General features: G+C 71.3%; 15 protein-coding genes. 7 read left to right on the forward strand and 8 right to left on the reverse strand.

The annotated features are described in order from the left end of the window. From LDQ05_RS11470 to LDQ05_RS11490, 5 genes are all read right to left on the reverse strand, one after another. The coding region (locus tag LDQ05_RS11470; RefSeq protein WP_226437091.1) for a DUF5682 family protein at nt 1-1,419 on the reverse strand (1,419 nt) is incomplete at its 3' end. Then, nucleotides 1,416-2,519, reverse strand: a complete 1,104-nt coding sequence (locus LDQ05_RS11475) for an ATP-binding protein (RefSeq protein WP_226437092.1) — start codon at nt 2,517-2,519, stop codon at nt 1,416-1,418. The genes LDQ05_RS11470 and LDQ05_RS11475, both read right to left, overlap by 4 nt. Continuing rightward, nucleotides 2,516-3,949, reverse strand: coding sequence for a DUF5691 domain-containing protein (locus LDQ05_RS11480; RefSeq protein WP_226437093.1), 1,434 nt, complete (start codon nt 3,947-3,949; stop codon nt 2,516-2,518). Before LDQ05_RS11480 ends, LDQ05_RS11475 begins: the two co-directional genes overlap by 4 nt. After that, nucleotides 3,946-5,244 (reverse strand): SWIM zinc finger family protein, encoded by a 1,299-nt coding sequence (locus tag LDQ05_RS11485; RefSeq protein ID WP_226437094.1) that lies wholly within the window; start codon nt 5,242-5,244, stop codon nt 3,946-3,948. Before LDQ05_RS11485 ends, LDQ05_RS11480 begins: the two co-directional genes overlap by 4 nt. A gap of 43 nt (nt 5,245-5,287) precedes the next feature. Then, nucleotides 5,288-5,914 (reverse strand): TetR/AcrR family transcriptional regulator C-terminal domain-containing protein, encoded by a 627-nt coding sequence (locus tag LDQ05_RS11490; protein ID WP_226437095.1) that lies wholly within the window; start codon nt 5,912-5,914, stop codon nt 5,288-5,290. Nucleotides 5,915-6,075: 161 nt separating this feature from the next. On the opposite strand from LDQ05_RS11490, the gene bioB reads away from it, so the two are divergent. Then, nucleotides 6,076-7,089: a biotin synthase BioB gene (gene bioB / locus LDQ05_RS11495; protein ID WP_226437096.1), complete on the forward strand. Its 1,014-nt coding sequence runs from the start codon at nt 6,076-6,078 to the stop codon at nt 7,087-7,089. Nucleotides 7,090-7,091: 2 nt separating this feature from the next. Continuing rightward, nucleotides 7,092-7,292: a biotin synthase auxiliary protein BsaP gene (gene bsaP, locus LDQ05_RS11500; RefSeq protein WP_226437097.1), complete on the forward strand. Its 201-nt coding sequence runs from the start codon at nt 7,092-7,094 to the stop codon at nt 7,290-7,292. A gap of 19 nt (nt 7,293-7,311) precedes the next feature. Here the strand turns inward: bsaP and LDQ05_RS11505 are convergent, their stop codons facing one another. Both LDQ05_RS11505 and LDQ05_RS11510 read right to left on the reverse strand, forming a co-directional pair. Next, complete coding sequence (locus tag LDQ05_RS11505; RefSeq protein ID WP_226437098.1) at nt 7,312-8,259, reverse strand: aldo/keto reductase; 948 nt, start codon at nt 8,257-8,259, stop codon at nt 7,312-7,314. A gap of 150 nt (nt 8,260-8,409) precedes the next feature. Then, nucleotides 8,410-9,126, reverse strand: a complete 717-nt coding sequence (locus LDQ05_RS11510; RefSeq protein ID WP_226437099.1) for an NUDIX hydrolase — start codon at nt 9,124-9,126, stop codon at nt 8,410-8,412. Between the two features lie 83 nt (nt 9,127-9,209). On the opposite strand from LDQ05_RS11510, the gene nadA reads away from it, so the two are divergent. From nadA to LDQ05_RS11535, 5 genes are all read left to right on the forward strand, one after another. Beyond that, a complete protein-coding gene (nadA, locus tag LDQ05_RS11515; protein WP_226437100.1) occupies nt 9,210-10,241 on the forward strand; it encodes a quinolinate synthase NadA in 1,032 nt (343 codons plus the stop codon). Next, nucleotides 10,238-11,836 (forward strand): L-aspartate oxidase, encoded by a 1,599-nt coding sequence (locus tag LDQ05_RS11520; protein WP_226437101.1) that lies wholly within the window; start codon nt 10,238-10,240, stop codon nt 11,834-11,836. Before nadA ends, LDQ05_RS11520 begins: the two co-directional genes overlap by 4 nt. 1 nt (nt 11,837) lies before the next feature. Next, nucleotides 11,838-12,704, forward strand: coding sequence for a carboxylating nicotinate-nucleotide diphosphorylase (nadC, locus tag LDQ05_RS11525; protein WP_226437102.1), 867 nt, complete (start codon nt 11,838-11,840; stop codon nt 12,702-12,704). A gap of 148 nt (nt 12,705-12,852) precedes the next feature. Next, entirely contained in the window at nt 12,853-14,268 is a 1,416-nt protein-coding gene (locus LDQ05_RS11530) for a WS/DGAT/MGAT family O-acyltransferase (RefSeq protein WP_226437103.1), read from the forward strand. 209 nt (nt 14,269-14,477) lie between these two features. Then, nucleotides 14,478-15,467 carry an MHYT domain-containing protein gene (locus LDQ05_RS11535; RefSeq protein ID WP_226437104.1) on the forward strand — a complete coding sequence of 330 codons (990 nt, stop codon included), beginning with the start codon at nt 14,478-14,480 and terminating at the stop codon, nt 15,465-15,467. Here LDQ05_RS11535 and LDQ05_RS11540 read toward each other — a convergent pair. After that, a complete protein-coding gene (locus tag LDQ05_RS11540; RefSeq protein WP_226437105.1) occupies nt 15,451-16,509 on the reverse strand; it encodes an alpha/beta fold hydrolase in 1,059 nt (352 codons plus the stop codon). The genes LDQ05_RS11535 and LDQ05_RS11540 overlap by 17 nt on opposite strands. Between the last annotated feature and the right edge of the window lies 1 nt (nt 16,510).

Raw genomic sequence — 16,510 nt, forward strand, 5'->3', positions numbered from 1 at the left:
GAGCAGGTCGACGACCTGCTCGAGCGACACGTCCGGTGCGTCGAGTCGGTCGAGGACCAGCGCGTGCGCGGCGGAGTCGACGGTGGTGCCCCACCGGGAGGCCTCCACGATCGCGACGCTGAGCCCGGGTTCCCACTGCAGCGTCCACGATTCGCGGAACGTTCCGGTCGACCGCACCGCGGACGCCGCGGGAACCGCCCAATCGACGCCGAGCAGCCGCAGTCGGTGCAGCAACCGGGAACGTTGCCGGTCGATGTCCTTGCGCAGATCCAGGTCGAGCACCTTGGGTGAGGGAGATCGCTTGAGCCGCAGCGACTTCGATATCGTCTGCAGGTCGGCATCGAGGGGGACGGTCGGGGTGTCGTCGGGGACGGCGCCGAGTTCCTCACCGACCACGAGACTGCGGGTGACGAGGTCGAGCAGCACGTCGTCACCGTCACACAGCACCGCGCGGGTCGCCTCGGTGACCTCCCCGAGACCGGGAGCCGGACGCTGCCGCAGCGCCGCGAGGGTGTCGGCGAGGCGGGTCGCCTCGATGACGTGGGCGCTCGAGACGGGGAGGTCCTCGTCGCGCAACACCCGTGCGACGCGGGTCAACCATCGGGCCACCGTCGTGTCGGGCGCGGTGAACAGATGGTGGTACCAGCCCGGGGACGTGATGCCCGCGCCGTATCCGGACGACGCGGACAACCGCGAATGCGTCCACGGCACCCACGTCAGCGACGCCTTCAGCTTCGGCATCCCCCTGAGCAATCGCGCGTCGGGTGCTGCCGGGCCGAGCTTCCCGCCGAGCGCGGGAGCGTGCATGGCCCCGCACACCACCGCGATCTTCCGGGCACCGGACTTGACGGTCGCGCGCAGCACCTGCCGCATGTGCGCTTCGCGGCGGGCGGTGTGCTCGTCGAGGTCCTCGTCCTCCCGCAGCGCCGCCATGGCGTCGGAGATCGCGTCGAACACCGCCGCGGGATCGGCGCCGTCGCCGCCACCGGACTCGACGACGGTGTCCCACCACTGTTCGAAGTCGTCGTAGCCGCCGGCCGCCGCGAGCGCCGCGAGCGGATCGGGCCGATCCGCGTCGGGCGCGCGGTCGGCGGCCAGCGCCACGGACGCCGGGAGGTCGCAGAACCGTACGTCGGCGTCGTGCAGGGTCGCCCACCGCAGCGCCTGCCACTCCGGGGAGAACTCGGCGAACGGCCAGAACGCGGCCGTCGACGGTGTGCCCGTGGCGTACGCGAGCAGCGCCACCGGCGGGTGCATCCCGTCGGCGGCGGCGAGTCCGACGAGGGGGTCCGCGTCCGCCGGTCCCTCGACGAGCACGGTGTCGGGTTCGAACGCGGTCAGCGCGCGCAGCACCGCCCGGGCCGAACCCGGTCCGTGATGACGTACCCCGAGAACCCGGACCTCCGCAGTGACCGTCACCCCGCGACCTCACGGCACGCGCGGTAGAAGTCGCTCCAGTCGGGACGGTCGCGCACGACCGCCTCGAGGTACTCGGTCCACACCTGACTGTCGGCGACCGGATCCTTGACGACCGCGCCGAGGATGCCGGCCGCGATGTCGGAGGCGCGCAGTACACCGTCGCCGAAGTGCGCGGACAGGGCCAGCCCGTTGGTGACCACCGAGATGGCCTCGGCCGTCGACAGGGTGCCCGACGGAGACTTCAACCTGGTGCGGCCGTCGGCGGTCGCGCCGCTGCGCAACTCACGGAACACCGTCACGACGCGACGGATCTCCTCGGCGGCCGCCGGCACCGCGGGCAGCTCCAACGCCGCACCCAGGTCGGCGACGCGGCGCGCGACGATCGAGACCTCGTCCTCTTCGGAGGCGGGCAACGGCAGCACCACGGTGTTGAAGCGGCGCCGCAACGCGGACGACAGATCGTTGACGCCGCGATCGCGGTCGTTCGCGGTGGCGATGACGTTGAAGCCCTTCGCGGCCTGTACTTCGAGCGTCAGCTCGGGGACGGGCAACGTCTTCTCGGACAGGACGGTGATGAGCGCGTCCTGCACGTCGGCGGGAATGCGGGTGAGTTCCTCCACGCGGGCGATCGCGCCGTCACGCATCGCGGTCATGATCGGGGATGGCACCAGCGCGTCCGCGCTCGGGCCCTCGGCGAGCAGGCGCGCGTAGTTCCAGCCGTAGCGGATCGCTTCCTCCGCGGTGCCCGCGGTGCCCTGCACGAGCCGCGTCGACGATCCGGAGATCGCCGCCGCGAGATGCTCCGACACCCACGTCTTGGCGGTACCGGGCACGCCGAGCAGCAGCAGTGCGCGGTCCGTGGCCAGCGTCGCGACCGCGACCTCCATGAGTCGGCGCGGACCGACGTACTTGGGGGCGATCGCGGTACCGTCGGGCAGTTCGCCGCCGAGCAGGTAGGTCACCACCGCCCACGGTGACAGCTGCCACGACGGAGGTCGCGGCCGATCGTCGAGCCGGGCGAGCGCGGCGAGTTCGTGCGCGTACTGCTGCTCCGCGTGCGGACGCAGCAGTGCCTGCTGATCGATGACGGTGTCGGTCAACTCAACTCCTCGTGAAGGATCCGGCGGTGGGTCAGGGTGTCGGCCGCCGACGAGAACCGGTGCAGCCGGTCGATGTCGTCGGTGCGGGTCGCGGCGTCCGCGCACAACTCGGCGAGTTCGAACGGAGCCCGGTGGGCCAGCAACTCGGTCAGGGCGCGGAACTGCCGGGACTTCGGAGCCCCCGCGGTGTACAGGGCGGTGAGCACCCGCTGCGCAACGTCGAGTGGCCACGGCGCAGGTAGTGCTCCGAGCAGATCCGCGTCGAGCAGTGTGCGCCCGGAGGCCGCACGCAGATGCGTGACGAGCACGTCGGGCGGGACCGATCCGGCGACGTGCGCTCCGACGGTGCCGTCGCGGCGCAGCAGCGCCGCGGCCCATTCGGCGTTGCGATGGTAGGCGGCCGCGGTGTTCCAGCCTGCCCGCAGCGCCGTGTCGAACTCGTCGGACACGGTTGCGGCGAGCACGTCGTCCGGTGTGGTCGCGGGCGGGCACCACGCCGACATCGGCGCGGACGCGGCGAGGGACCGGACCACGTGTGCCGCGGCGGTGGGAAGCGCCGGCCCGAGGCGCAGGCCCAGCCCGTCGCGGATCGCAGACGCATCGAGCGGATCGGGGACGGTCAGGGTGAGGGTGGCGCCGTCGTACCGCGCCCAGTCGTGCACACGCTGGGTCATGCGCCGCCCGAACGCGGATTCGGGTAGCCGCCGCAGAAGCCGCACAGCCGTCTCGCGGACCTTGCTGCTGCGATCGTCGAGCGCCGTCTCGAGCAGCGCCTCGTCGTACCCGCCGGTGCGCCGCCCGAGAACCTCGAGCAGCGACTGGCGGGTCGCGGCGTTCTCCGACGACCACGTCCGGGTCAGGCGGGTGACGGCCGCGGCGGGATCGTGTTCGCGCAGCTTCTCGAACCAGCGTCGACGCGGAGCCGCCGTGCCGTGCAGCCACACGTCGTCCTCCGAGGGGGCGGGCACCACCAGCGGAGCCCACCGAGGATTCCGGGCGGCGACCCACGCGCCCCGCGGCCCGGCCAACGCCACCATCGCGTCGCGGTGCTGCTCCCCGACGACGAGCGCCTTGTCGAGCAGGTCCACCACCAGAGCGTGCGGGGCTCGGAATCGTGCTGCGGCCGCGAACCATTCGTCGAGGAGGCTCGATCCGACGGTGAGCAGTCCGCGCAGTCGCTCCGCCGCGGCAGCGGGGAGCACCGGGCGGTCGTCGACGGGTGCGACGTCGCCCGTGGGGCGCGGCACCGGGACGGTCGCGCCCGCCAGGAAGGTCGCTTCGAGCGCTGCCGCGGAGAGCAGGCGCAGTGCGGGATCGTCGTCGGTGAACCCGACCGCACCTGCCGTGTGCGCACACGCGAGGTCCGCGGTCGCCCGGGCGGTGCCGAGCAGTGCCGTCGACGCGAGCGAGTCGATCCCGTCGCGGCTCACAGGGCCACCTCCTCGTCGTCGGTGAACACCGACACCGCGGTGACGGTGTGCCCGTCCCAGTCGCCGCACACCGTCACCGGTCGGCCTCCGGACGCGGCGAGAAGGCGCCAGCGGGTATCGGATTCGCCTCCGAGCGGTAGTGCGCGACCGTCCCGGTCGACGAGGAACCAGCCGTCGTCGCCGACGGTGGGGACGACGGCGGCGAGCAGGGCCGGCCACGTGCGGATCCACGGATCCGCCGCCAGGGCGTCGGCGTACTCGTCGAGGGCGGTGTCGAGGTCGGTCCCCGGCGGGGAGCCGAGGGGCAGGGGTGGTCGGTGTCGGGCGCCGAGGAGTGCGCGTAGCGGTGCCGCGGCCGGGTAGAAATGCAGATCCGCGTCGACGATCGTACCGACGAGCGGTGCTGCGTCCTCGAATCGTGCTGAGCCGTGGGCGAACTCGAGAAGTGTGGCCCACCGCCGGGTCGTGCGACCGCGGAGCCAGGTCCTGCGGGTGAACACCCGACCGTCCTCGGTGGTGCGTACGGCGAGGACGTGCCACTCGTCGCGGACCGCGGGCAGCGCCCGCACCTCGTCGGCGCGGGTGGGCAGACCGAGATGCGTGTGCACCGAACGCACCAGGGGCTCGGGCAGGGTGTCGGCCGCGCGATACGCCCGGACGAGCAGGTGCAGACGTCCGTACTCGGCGAGGATCCGGGCCGGCCAGTCGGGGTCGGTCGCCACGATCGACGGCAGTGACCGCAGGGTCGACGCGACGCCGGGGGCCTGGGCGTCGACCATGCGGGCCGCGATGTCGTCGTAGGCGTCGCGGTTGTGGGGAACCGACCCGAGCCCCGCACGGATACGGTCGCCCAGCCAGCGGTCGAGATCGTCGAGGCCCGCCGACACGCGCTCGGCGCGGCGCCGGGCGGTGGCGGGATCGGGAGTGCGGGCGGGTTCGGCTGCCGTCGTCGCCTCGGCGATCGCGGCGGCCTTCTCGGCGCGCCCGGCGAGCCATTCGACCACGAAGTCGGGTTCGTCCGTCTCCTCGACCGTGGCGGTCGACCACACCGAGAGCAGGCTCAGCGCGTGCTTGCACGGGAACTTGCGGCTCGGGCACGAGCAGCGGTAGGCCGGGCCGTCGAGGTCGACCGTCGTGGTGTAGGGCTTCGATCCGCTGCCGCGGCACAGGCCCCACAGGGCGCGGTCGGAGCGGCCGGTCGCGGACCATCGGCCGGCGAGACCCCGCGCCGCCGTCAGGGAGGACGGGTCGGGGGCGACAGCGGCGATCCGAGCGGGAGACCAGGGGGTTGTCACGTCGACCGAAAGTACGGGACGGGTCCGACAAGCCGGAAAAAGCTCAGGACGGGACGTGCTCCGACAGGCGCCGGCGGATTCCGTCGACGAGGAGGGTCAGCCCGAAGTCGAAACGAACCGCGGGATCCCCGTCGAGGAGGTCGTCGTCCGATGTGGGCGACTCGCCGGTGTCGACGCCGGGGGCGAGCGGTGCCCGGGTGAGGGCACCGAGTTCGGCGAGTTGGATGCGGGACTGCTCGTCGACGGTGTGGCCGAGAACATAGTGCAGCAGTGCGTATCCGGTGAGTTCGGCGTAGGCGCGCGACAGGCCGCCGCGTTGCGCGGCCGCGACGAACCCGTCGCGGGCGCGGGAGGTGGTCAGCCGGGAAGCGTAGGTCGCGGCGACGAGTTCGGCGCCGTCGCGGTGGGCGAGCAGCGCGCCGCGGAAGCGGTGGGCGAGTTCGGTGAGTGCGTCGTCCCAGGTGTCGGCGGCGGGCGGGGCGTCGACGTCCTCGAGGATACGGTCGGCCATGGCGCCGAGCAGGGTCTGTTTGTTGGGGAAGTGCCAGTACAGGGCGCCGGGCTGGACGCCGAGCGAAGTGGCGAGCTTGCGCATCGTCAGATCGCCGAGGCCGTATTCGTCGAGGATCGCCATGGCGCCGTCGAGGACGTCGCCGCGTCGAAGCTGCACTGTGTCGCTCCTGTCGGTGCCCGGCCCACTCGGGCCGGAGGGGGTCTGCATTGACAGTATCCGACACCCACCCTAACCTGAACGGCGTTCAAGTGAACGGTGTTCAAGTTCACCGACGTCCAGCCTTTCGATGCCCAGCCGTTCGATGCTCAGGAGTTGCAGTGACACACGCCCCGGCCCGCGCCGACATTCTCGACCTCGCCCGCGACCAGGTGCTCCGCCGCGGTGTCGGCCTCGACCGTGACCAGACGCTCGAGGTACTGCAACTGCCCGACGACCGGCTCGAGGACCTCCTCACCCTCGCCCACGACGTCCGCATGGCGTGGTGTGGACCGGAGGTCGAGGTCGAGGGCATCATCAGCCTCAAGACCGGGGGCTGTCCCGAGGACTGCCATTTCTGTTCGCAGTCCGGATTGTTCGCGTCCCCGGTGCGGGCGGCGTGGCTCGACATTCCGTCGCTCGTCGAGGCCGCGAAGCAGACCGCGAAGACCGGCGCCACGGAATTCTGCATCGTCGCCGCGGTGCGCGGACCGGACGCGCGGCTCATGGCGCAGGTCGCCGCGGGCGTCGAGGCGATCCGCAACGAGGTCGACATCCAGGTCGCCTGCTCACTCGGCATGCTCACCCAGGAGCAGGTCGACCAGCTCGCCGCGATGGGTGTGCACCGGTACAACCACAACCTCGAGACCGCGAAGTCGTTCTTCCCTCAGGTCGTCACGACGCACACCTGGGACGAACGGTGGGACACCCTGCGGATGGTTCGTGACGCCGGCATGGAGGTGTGTTGCGGCGGCATCCTCGGGATGGGGGAGACCCTCGCACAACGCGCCGAGTTCGCGGCCGACCTCGCCGCACTCGAGCCCGACGAGGTTCCCCTGAACTTCCTCAACCCGCGTCCGGGCACCCCGTTCGGTGACCTCGAACTGATGCCCGCGAGCGACGCGCTCAGGGCCGTTGCCGCGTTCCGGCTCGCCCTGCCCCGCACGATCCTGCGGTTCGCCGGCGGCCGGGAGCTGACCCTCGGCGACCTCGGCGCGAAGCAGGGCATCCTCGGCGGCATCAACGCCGTGATCGTCGGCAACTATCTGACCACCCTCGGCCGCCCGGCCGAGTCGGATCTGGACCTGCTCGGCGAACTGAAGATGCCGATCAAGGCGCTCGGCGAGAGCATCTGAGCATGTTCGATCCCTACACCGGGGCCGACGTCGCCGGCGGCGTCGACCCCGCGCGAATCACCGCGGCCCACCGGGGCCTCGAACCGCCGCGGTTCTGCACGCAGTGCGGTCGGCGCATGATCGTGCAGATCGCCCCCGACGGCTGGTGGGCGCGGTGTTCCCGACACGGAACGGTCGATTCGATGTCGACCGAGCAGCGCTGAACCGTGGTCCGCGTCGGACTCAGGCGCCGACCCGGTCGGACAGCGACGTCAGCCTCGCGAGTTCGAGGTCGGTGAGTTTCAGCCGGGTGGCGTCGAGCAGAGCAGGTAGTTGCTCGATGCGGCTGACACTGGTGATCGGTGCGACCACGCCCGGTGCGTGCAGCAGCCAGGCCAACGCCACGGTCGACGTCTCGACGGCGTGGGCGGTCGCGATCGTCGCCAGTGCGTCCACGACGTCCAGGCCCGCCGCGGAGAAGTACCTCGAGGCCATGCGCTCGCGTGCCTTGCCACGGATGTCCTCCGCCGTGCGGTACTTGCCCGTCAGGAACCCCGCGGCCAGCGAATAGTAGGGCAGGACGCCGAGACCGTGTGCGGCGGCGACCGGGGCGTGTCCGGTCTCGTACTCGGTGCGGTGCACCAGGTTGTAGTGCGGCTGCAGCGCGACCGGCGCGGCGAACCCGTGCGCGTCGGCGATGGTGCACCATTCGGCGACGCGCGCGGGCGTGAAGTTGGACAACCCGACGTGGCGGACCTTGCCGGCGCCGACGAGGGCGTCGAACGCCGCGACCGTCTCCTCGAGCGGGACGGTCGGATCATCGGAATGCGCGTAGTACAGGTCGATGCGGTCGGCCTGCAGCCGCTTCAGGGAGGCGTCGGCGGCGGCCGCGACATTCGTGGCGGACAACCCCGGGAACTCGGGATGGTGCCCGACCTTCGTCGCGACCATCACCTCGTCGCCGATCCCGCGGGACGCCTTCCAGTTGCCGAGGATCGTCTCCGATTCGCCACCGGAGTTTCCCGGGGCGAATGCCGAATACGAGTCGGCGGTGTCGACGAAGTTGCCGCCGGCCGCCCGGAACGCGTCGAGGATCGCGAACGAGGTGGCCTCGTCGGCGGTCCAGCCGAAGGTGTTGCCGCCGAGCGCGAGGGGGAAGATGTCGAGATCCGAGGTGCCGATCGTGGTCACAGTGCTCCCGTCGTGGACGATTCGTTTTCCGAGCGCACCCTAGCGGTCTCGGCGGTGGTCGTGACGTTCGGCGCGCACGGATGGGACGTCGGGAGGCGACCGCGCTGTCGGTGCGGCGGATATCGGCCCGCGGACCGGTGGGACCGGGTGCTACGGCTGACCGGGTGGTCGGAGCGCGGCGAACTCGTCGGTCACGCGCAGGCGTGAGTCGGTGAACCGGAACAGAGCGGGGGGTCGTCCCCCGGCTCGTCCGGACGGCGCGGTGTTCCCGGTGCGGGTGAGCACTCCGCGGCGTGTGAGGACACGTTGGAGGTTCGTTGCATCCACCTGGTATCCCAGTGCAGCGCAATAGATGTCGCGGAGGGTCGAGATCGAGAACTCGGCCGGGGCCAGCGCGTAGGCGACGTTGGTGTAGGACAGTTTCGCGGCGAGCCGGGCGTGGGCGTTGACCACCATGATGCGATGGTCGAACGACATCTCGGGCAGGTCGGCGACGGGGTGCCAGGCGGTGTCGTCGGGCAACTGCGGATCCGAGGTGATGGGGACGAGCCCGAGGTAGGTCGAGGCGATGGTCCGCGGGCCGGGTACCCGGTGCGGGTCGGAGAACACCGACAGCTGTTCGAGGTGGGCCACCTCGCGGACGTCCACCTTCTCGGCGAGTTGCCGGCGTGCGGACGCGGTGAGTTCTTCGTCGTCGCGGAGTCGACCGCCGGGGAGCGACCATGTTCCGGCCTGGGGATCGAGGGCCCGTTGCCACAGCAGAACACCGAGTTCCGGATCGCGTCCGGGTGTCTCGGCGGTGTCGCCGAAGTGGCGTACCTGGAACACCGCGATGAGCACTTCGTGGTGGGTGTTACTATGTGACATGTTTTCGATCCTAAGTCGAAAACCTTGTTCACGGAAATCCGGACGCAGCCCGCCCGGATCGCAGCCCTCGAAGGAGCACGGCCATGACCACGACCGAGTGGGCGGGAGCCGCCACCATCGTCGACGGCCCCGGCGGCTACACCGGCGTCGACGCGACACCGGAATGGGCCGAGGAGGTTCGCCGACTGGCCCGCGAACGCAACGCGACACTGCTCGCGCACAACTATCAGCTTCCGGCCATCCAGGACATCGCCGACCACGTGGGTGACTCGCTCGCGCTCTCCCGGATCGCCGCCGAGGCGGAAGAGGACACCATCGTCTTCTGCGGCGTCCACTTCATGGCCGAGACCGCGAAGATCCTCAGCCCCGACAAGACGGTGCTCATCCCCGACGAACGTGCCGGGTGCTCGCTTGCCGATTCCATCACCGCCGATCAGCTACGCGAGTGGAAGGCCGACCACCCCGACGCCGTCGTCGTCTCCTACGTCAACACGACAGCCGAGGTCAAGGGACTGACGGACATCTGCTGCACGTCGTCGAACGCGGTCGACGTCGTCGCGTCCATCGACCCCGACCGCGAGGTGCTGTTCCTGCCCGACCAGTTCCTCGGTGCCCACGTCAAACGTGAGACCGGCCGCGACAACATCCACATCTGGGCCGGTGAATGCCACGTGCACGCCGGCATCAACGGCGACGAACTGGCCGCGCAATCCCGTTCGCACCCCGACGCCGACCTGTTCGTGCACCCCGAGTGCGGCTGCGCGACGTCCGCGCTCTACCTCGCGGGCGAAGGGTTCGTTCCCGACGACAAGGTCAAGATCCTCTCGACGGGCGGCATGATCGACGCCGCCCGCGAGACCGGGGCGAAGCAGGTGCTCGTCGCCACCGAGGTCGGCATGCTCCACCAACTGCGCAAGGCCGCTCCGGGCATCGACTTCCAGCCCGTCAACGACCGCGCCGCATGCCCGTACATGAAGATGATCACCCCTGCCGCCCTGCTGCGCTGCCTGCGCGAGGGCGCCGACGAGGTCCACGTCGCCCGGGACGTCGCCGACCGCGCCCGCCTGTCGGTGCAGCGGATGATCGCGATCGGTAATCCGGGAAGCGGCGAGTGACGACCGTCACGGACCCCGATGCGGGGGCACCCGGCGTCGGATGGGAGGCGCACGCCGACCTCGTCGTCGTGGGCGGCGGCGTCGCCGGTCTGACGGCCGCGCGCGCGGCGTCACGCCGGGGCCTGCGGGTGCTCACCGTCAGCAAGGGCGGACCCACCGACACCGCCACCCAGTACGCGCAGGGCGGCATCGCCGTCGTCGCCCCGACCGGCGACAGCGTCGACGCACACGTGGCGGACACCCTCGCGGCGGGCGGTGGACTGTGCGACGAGGCGGCGGTGCGGTCGATCGTCGCGGCGGGCCCCGACGCCGTCGCCGCCCTGACCGATCTGGGCGCGGTCTTCGACCGCGGCCGGGACGGGGACGTCGCCCGCACCCGCGAGGGCGGACACAGCACGCGTCGGATCATCCACGCCGGTGGAGACGCGACCGGTGCCGAGGTCCAACGTGCACTCGGCGCGGCGGGGCTGCCCGTGCTCTTCGGCACCGCCGCGGCCCGGATCCTCACCGACGGTCGCGGCGTCGTCGGTGTGCTCGTCCTCGACGGCCGTGGCGCGGGTGTGATCCACACACCCGCGGTGCTGCTCGCGACCGGCGGGTTGGGGCAGATGTACTCGTGCAGCACCAATCCGGCCGGAGCCACCGCGGACGGCATCGCCCTTGCACTCCACGCCGGCGCCGCCGTCGCGGACGTCGAATTCGTCCAGTTCCACCCGACGGTGCTGTTCACCCCGGGCGGCATCGGCCGGCGCCCGCTCATCAGTGAGGCGGTGCGCGGAGAGGGCGCACACCTGGTGGATTCCCGGGGGCGGTCCGTCACCGACGGAGTGCACGCACTCGGTGATCTCGCCCCGCGTGACGTCGTCTCCCGCGCGATCGCCGAACGGCTCACCGAACTCGGCGAGGACCACGTCCTCCTCGACGCGCGCGCCGTCGAAGGCTTTCCGACACGATTCCCCACGATCACCGCCGCGTGCCGCGACGCGGGCCTCGATCCGACACGCGACCTGCTGCCCGTCGCCCCGGCCGCCCACTACTCGTGCGGCGGGGTCGTCACCGATGTGCACGGCAGGACCTCCGTGCCCGGCCTGTACGCGGCGGGGGAAGTGGCCCGCACCGGGCTGCACGGCGCCAACCGCCTCGCGTCGAACAGCCTCCTCGAAGGACTGGTGGTGGGGGAACGCGCCGGGATCGCCGCCACCGAACGCGCGGACCTGCCCGTCGAGGTGCGCGACGCGGCGCTGCCCACATGCGCGATCCTCGATCGGCGCGTGCTGCAACCGGCGATGACCCGCAGTGCCCTCGTCGTACGGGACGCCGACACGCTCGTCGAGACGGCCGGCCTGCTCGCCTCCGCGCCGCGACGTGTGTGCGGCGACGTCGCGGCACTCGAGGACGCCGCGCTCACCCTCGCTGCCCGAGCCCTGACCGGGGCGGCGTTGCGCCGCACCGAGTCCCGCGGATGTCATACCCGCCGCGACCATCCCGCATCCGACCCGGAGCAGGCACGGAGCATCGAGCAGCGACTCGACGACGACCGGCTCGTCCTCACCGCCGTCGCTGTTCCCGAACCACAACTCACAGGAGTGAACTGACATGGCCACCGTGCTGCCCGACGGACTCGATCCCGACGAGACCCGTGCGCTCGTGCGGCGGGCGCTCGACGAGGACCTGCGGTACGGGCCGGACGTGACCACCGACGCCACCGTGCCCGCCGATGCGGTCGCGACGGCCGTCATGGTCCCCCGACAGCCGGGCACGATCGCCGGACTCGACGTGGCGCTGCTGGTCCTCGACGAGGTGATCGGAGCCGGCCGCTACCGGGTGCTGGGGCGGGTCGAGGACGGGCATCGTGCGGAACCGGGCGAGGCGGCCCTCACCGTCGAGGCGCCGACCCGCGGACTCCTCACCGCCGAGCGCACGATGCTCAACCTGGTGTGCCACATGTCCGGTATCGCGACGACCACCTCCCACTGGGTCGATGCCGTCGCCGGGACGGAGGCCAAGATCCGTGACAGCCGCAAGACCCTCCCGGGGCTGCGGGCCCTGCAGAAGTACGCGGTGCGGGTCGGTGGCGGCGTCAACCATCGGATGGGTCTCGGTGACGAGGCCCTGATCAAGGACAACCATGTGGCGGCGGCCGGATCGGTGGTTGCGGCGTTGCGTGCGGTACGGGCACACGCGCCGGGCGTGCCGTGCGAGGTGGAGGTCGACGATCTCGACCAGTTCGACGAGGTTCTCGCGGAGGGGGCGGAGCTGATCCTGCTCGACAACTTCCCGCTGTGGAAGACCCAGATCGCCGTGCAGCGCCGCAACACCCACGCGCCGCGCACCCGGCTCGAGTCGTCGGGAGGGCTGAGCCTCGACGTGGCCGCCGACTACGCACGTACCGGCGTGGACTACCTCGCGGTCGGTGCCCTGACGCATTCGGTGACGGTCCTGGATCTGGGTCTCGACATGTGATCCGTGGGACGGTGCGCTGGCGCCGCGGCTCGTGATGCCGTACAACTGGAAGATGCCGTGATGTGGGAATTGTCACCGGCAGTGCATGTTTCAGGGGTGCGGCGCGTCCGGGGGTCGCGCGTGCCCGCAGGGGGAGTGGAGGACGACCATGCGGTTGCCGATGGCACCGACCGATTCGATGTTTCTGCTCGGGGAATCCCGGGAGCATCCGATGCACGTCGGAGGTCTGCTGCTGCTGCAGCCGCGTGAGGGCACCGACGCCTCGGACCTCAAGGCGATGTTCGCCGCGGCACTTGCCGACGACGAGGAGACGGCGCCGCTGTGGCGCAAGCGTGCCGTCCGGTCGTGGTCGAGCCTCGGTCAGTGGGCGTGGGAGGACGAACCCTCACTGGACATCGACTACCACGTGCGCTTCAACGCCCTGCCGACACCGGGATCCGTCGACGAGCTGTGGGACCTGGTGTCGCGACTGCACGCGTCGTTGCTGGACCGCTCGCGGCCACTGTGGGAACTCCACCTGATCGAGGGGCTCGCGGACGGGCGCTACGCGATCTACGTCAAGATGCATCACGCGTTGGCGGACGGCGTCGGTGCGATGAAGTTGCTGCGGCGGGCGTTGTCGACGGATCCGAACGAGACCGGGATGCCCGCGCCGTGGGCGGTGGGGCGCGCGGAAGCGCCGAAGTCCGTGGTGGGAACGGCGATCGATCTGCCGGGTACCGCACTGCGGGCGGTGCGGGAAGTCGTCTCCGAGGCCGTCGGCATCGTGCCGGCTCTCGCCGGAACCGTCGACCGCGCCCTGCACGACCGCGGTGGGTCGCTGTCCCTGGCGGCTCCCCGCACGATCCTCAACGTCCCGATCGCCGGTTCGCGGCGGTTCGCGGCGCACTCGTGGCCCCTCGAACGGCTCCGGCTCGTCGCGAAGGCGGCCGACGCGACGCTCAACGACGTCGTGCTCGCGATGTCGGCGGGTGCACTGCGCACGTTCCTGGACGAACACGACGCGCTTCCGGACGCGTCGCTGGTGGCGATGGTGCCGGTGGCTCTGCGCAGCAAGGAGTCCGGCAACGACATCGCGATTCTCGTCTGCACGCTCGCGACCGACCGGCCCGATCCGGCGGAACGCCTCACCGCGGTCCGCGCCTCGATGAGCGAAGGCAAACGTGCGATGAAGGGCATGTCGACGGTGTCGAGGCTCGCCGCCAGCGCCGTCGGTATCGCGCCGCTCGCCGTCGGTGTTCTCACCGGCGACCGGGTGCTGCCGCGACCGGCGTTCAACGTGATCGTGTCCAACGTTCCCGGACCCGACACCGCGCTGTACTGGAACGGTGCCCGCGTCGATGCGCTGTTCCCGTTGTCGATCCCGGTCGACGGTCAGGCGCTGAACATCACGTGCACGAGCACGGACGACCGGATCGCCTTCGGGTTGACGGCGTGCGGCCGTGCGGTGCCGGGCCTCGGCCGTCTGCTGGAGTTGTTCGACGCCGAACTGGCCTGCCTCGAGGATGCGGTGGGCGTCGGTCCGGGAGCGCCGCGATCGGCGGACGATCCGCCGCGGCGCTGACGCCACCGGAACGACCGGGCCCGCGGTGACGGTCGTGCACGGACAGCTCGGTGATTGTGGGAGGTCACGTCCCCGCGGGTGCATTCATGTGATGCATGCGATAGCGTCGGGGCCGCTGCACAGGGGGCCAGGGGCAGCGCACCCTCGGCTCCGGTTCGGCACACCCCGCCCGAGTGTGATCCGGCTCGGGTGTGCCGTTCGGGGAACGTATGTCTCACGAGTTGCACCACTTCGACATGGGCCTGTGGGTGTTCTTCCTGGCCTACGCGACCGCGGTGTGCGGATCGTTCGTCGGATTGTCCTGTGCTCGACGGTCGGTGGTGGTCGGTGGAGCAACGGGTGACGCCACGCCCGGCGGGGCTCCGACGGGCGTCCGCTGGATCGCGATGGCCGCGCTCGCCATCGGTGGCGTCGGAATCTGGCTCATGCACTTCATCGGAATGATGGGTTTCGCGGTACCCGGATCGAAGATCCGGTACGCCCTCGGCCCCACCCTGTTCTCCGTGGTCGTCGCGGTGGGCGCCACCTTCCTCGGCTTCTGGATGACCGACCGGAACACGGTGCTGGGGCGGCGTCTCCCGCGCGCCGTCACGATCCCGCTCGGTGGCCTGGTGATGGGGCTCGCGGTGACGCTCATGCACTACAGCGGGATGGCGGCGATCCGGATCCAGGGCACGATCGCACACGATCCCGCGTTCGTCGCCGGATCGGTCGTCATCGGTGTCGTGGCATCGACGGCGGCCCTGTGGCTGGCCGGCGTGACCGAGCGGATCGTCGTGCGGGTCGGTGCCGCGTTCGTCATGGGCTGCGCCGTCGTGTCCTTGCACTACACGGGGATGGCGGGCGTGCACGTCACGGTGGATCCGACCGCCCCGATCCCGGTCGGGCCGACCGTGACGTCGTTGCTGTTCCCGGCCTTCGTCATCGGCATCCTGGTACTGATTCTGCCCATCGTGGCGTTGCTCCTGGAACCGGCAACCGACGGCGACCGTCCGCGGCAGAGGGTGTCGGTCGGCCGGCGGGGCCGGGGTGCCGAGCGTGACCGGGGTACCGCGCATCACCGGGGATCCGCGGATGCCGGTGCGGTGTTCCCGCCCGCGCCCGACGCGCGGTCCGGCTCGTCGGCGGCGGCGCAGGCGCTGCGGAACCAGGGTGTGTCGCTGCGTGACCCGGAGATCCGGGTCATTCCCCGGCGCTGAGACGTTCGGCCAGCGGTGCCCACACCTCGCCGAGGGCGCCGCGGCCGATGAACAGCCCGATGTGACCGGCGTCGACGATCGTCGTCGTGATGGCGTGGGCGGGCGTGGTGATGTGCAATCCGAGGGCGGTGACCTGCGCGGGCGGCGCCAGCAGGTCCCGTTCGCCCGCGATCAGATGGACCGGACAGGTGATCGCGGTGAGGTCGACGGTCCGGTCCTCGGCCCGCACCGCGCCGGCGACGAGTTCGTTGCCGACGAACAGGTGACGGATGATCCACTCCCGGAAGGCCGCCGGGATGTCCTGGCGCCACGCGAACCATCGACGTTCCGCCTCGAGGCGTTCCATCTCCTCGGGATCGTCGAGGGAGCCGAGCAGGAGCAGGGCCCGCTCGATGTCGCCGACGGGGTCGGTGGACTGCAACCCGGCCGCGCGAGCCGTTCCGTACCAGAGATCGACGAGGGTCGCGGCGGCGTCCGGCACCTGCGACAGCGTCGAGAGCGCCGGTTGGTCGGCGTGGAAGTCGATGGGGGAGCCCGCCACCGTCAGCGTTTCGACGGCGTCGGGGTGCAGCGCCGCGAAGACGGTGCCGAGCCACCCACCCTGGCTGTCTCCGATCAGGTGTACGCGTCCGCCGAGGTGTGCGACGGCGGCGGCGACGACCGCGAGGTGCTCGTCGAGCGCGCACCGGTCGGTCGCCGCGGTGGCCGGCGACCAGTCGAGGCAGAACAGGCGGGTCAGGCCGCCGGCGCGCAGCGCACCCACCTGGCTCCGCCCCGGCGAATGGTCGACGATGCAGGAGTGCGTGCCGGCCTGCGGCGGCAGGAGCAGGGTGGGCACCGGTTCGCGGAGCGCGGCATCGGGAACGCTGCAGTCGCGCAGTCGCGCCAGCGGCCACCGGCAGGCGACCGGCCACGGGTGCGCCCAGTCGGGCGGGGCGTGGTCGGTCATCGCGCTGCAGAACCGGCCGATGTCGGACGCGATGGTCCACGGCGTCGGTCCGCGGCGGATCAGACCGATCAGGTAGGAGCTCCAACCGGCGATC

It is taken from the genome of Rhodococcus yananensis, from assembly GCF_020515525.1.
GTDB classification, from domain to species: Bacteria; Actinomycetota; Actinomycetes; order Mycobacteriales; family Mycobacteriaceae; genus Rhodococcus; species Rhodococcus yananensis.

What these genes read in the sequence shown, in the direction of transcription:
- bsaP (WP_226437097.1), top strand. Translation starts at nt 7,092, where the DNA reads ATGTTCGATCCCTACACCGGGGCCGACGTCGCCGGCGGCGTCGACCCC.
- LDQ05_RS11510 (WP_226437099.1), bottom strand. Translation starts at nt 9,126, where the DNA reads ATGTCACATAGTAACACCCACCACGAAGTGCTCATCGCGGTGTTCCAG.
- nadA (WP_226437100.1), top strand. Translation starts at nt 9,210, where the DNA reads ATGACCACGACCGAGTGGGCGGGAGCCGCCACCATCGTCGACGGCCCC.
- nadC (WP_226437102.1), top strand. Translation starts at nt 11,838, where the DNA reads ATGGCCACCGTGCTGCCCGACGGACTCGATCCCGACGAGACCCGTGCG.
- LDQ05_RS11530 (WP_226437103.1), top strand. Translation starts at nt 12,853, where the DNA reads ATGCGGTTGCCGATGGCACCGACCGATTCGATGTTTCTGCTCGGGGAA.
- LDQ05_RS11535 (WP_226437104.1), top strand. Translation starts at nt 14,478, where the DNA reads ATGTCTCACGAGTTGCACCACTTCGACATGGGCCTGTGGGTGTTCTTC.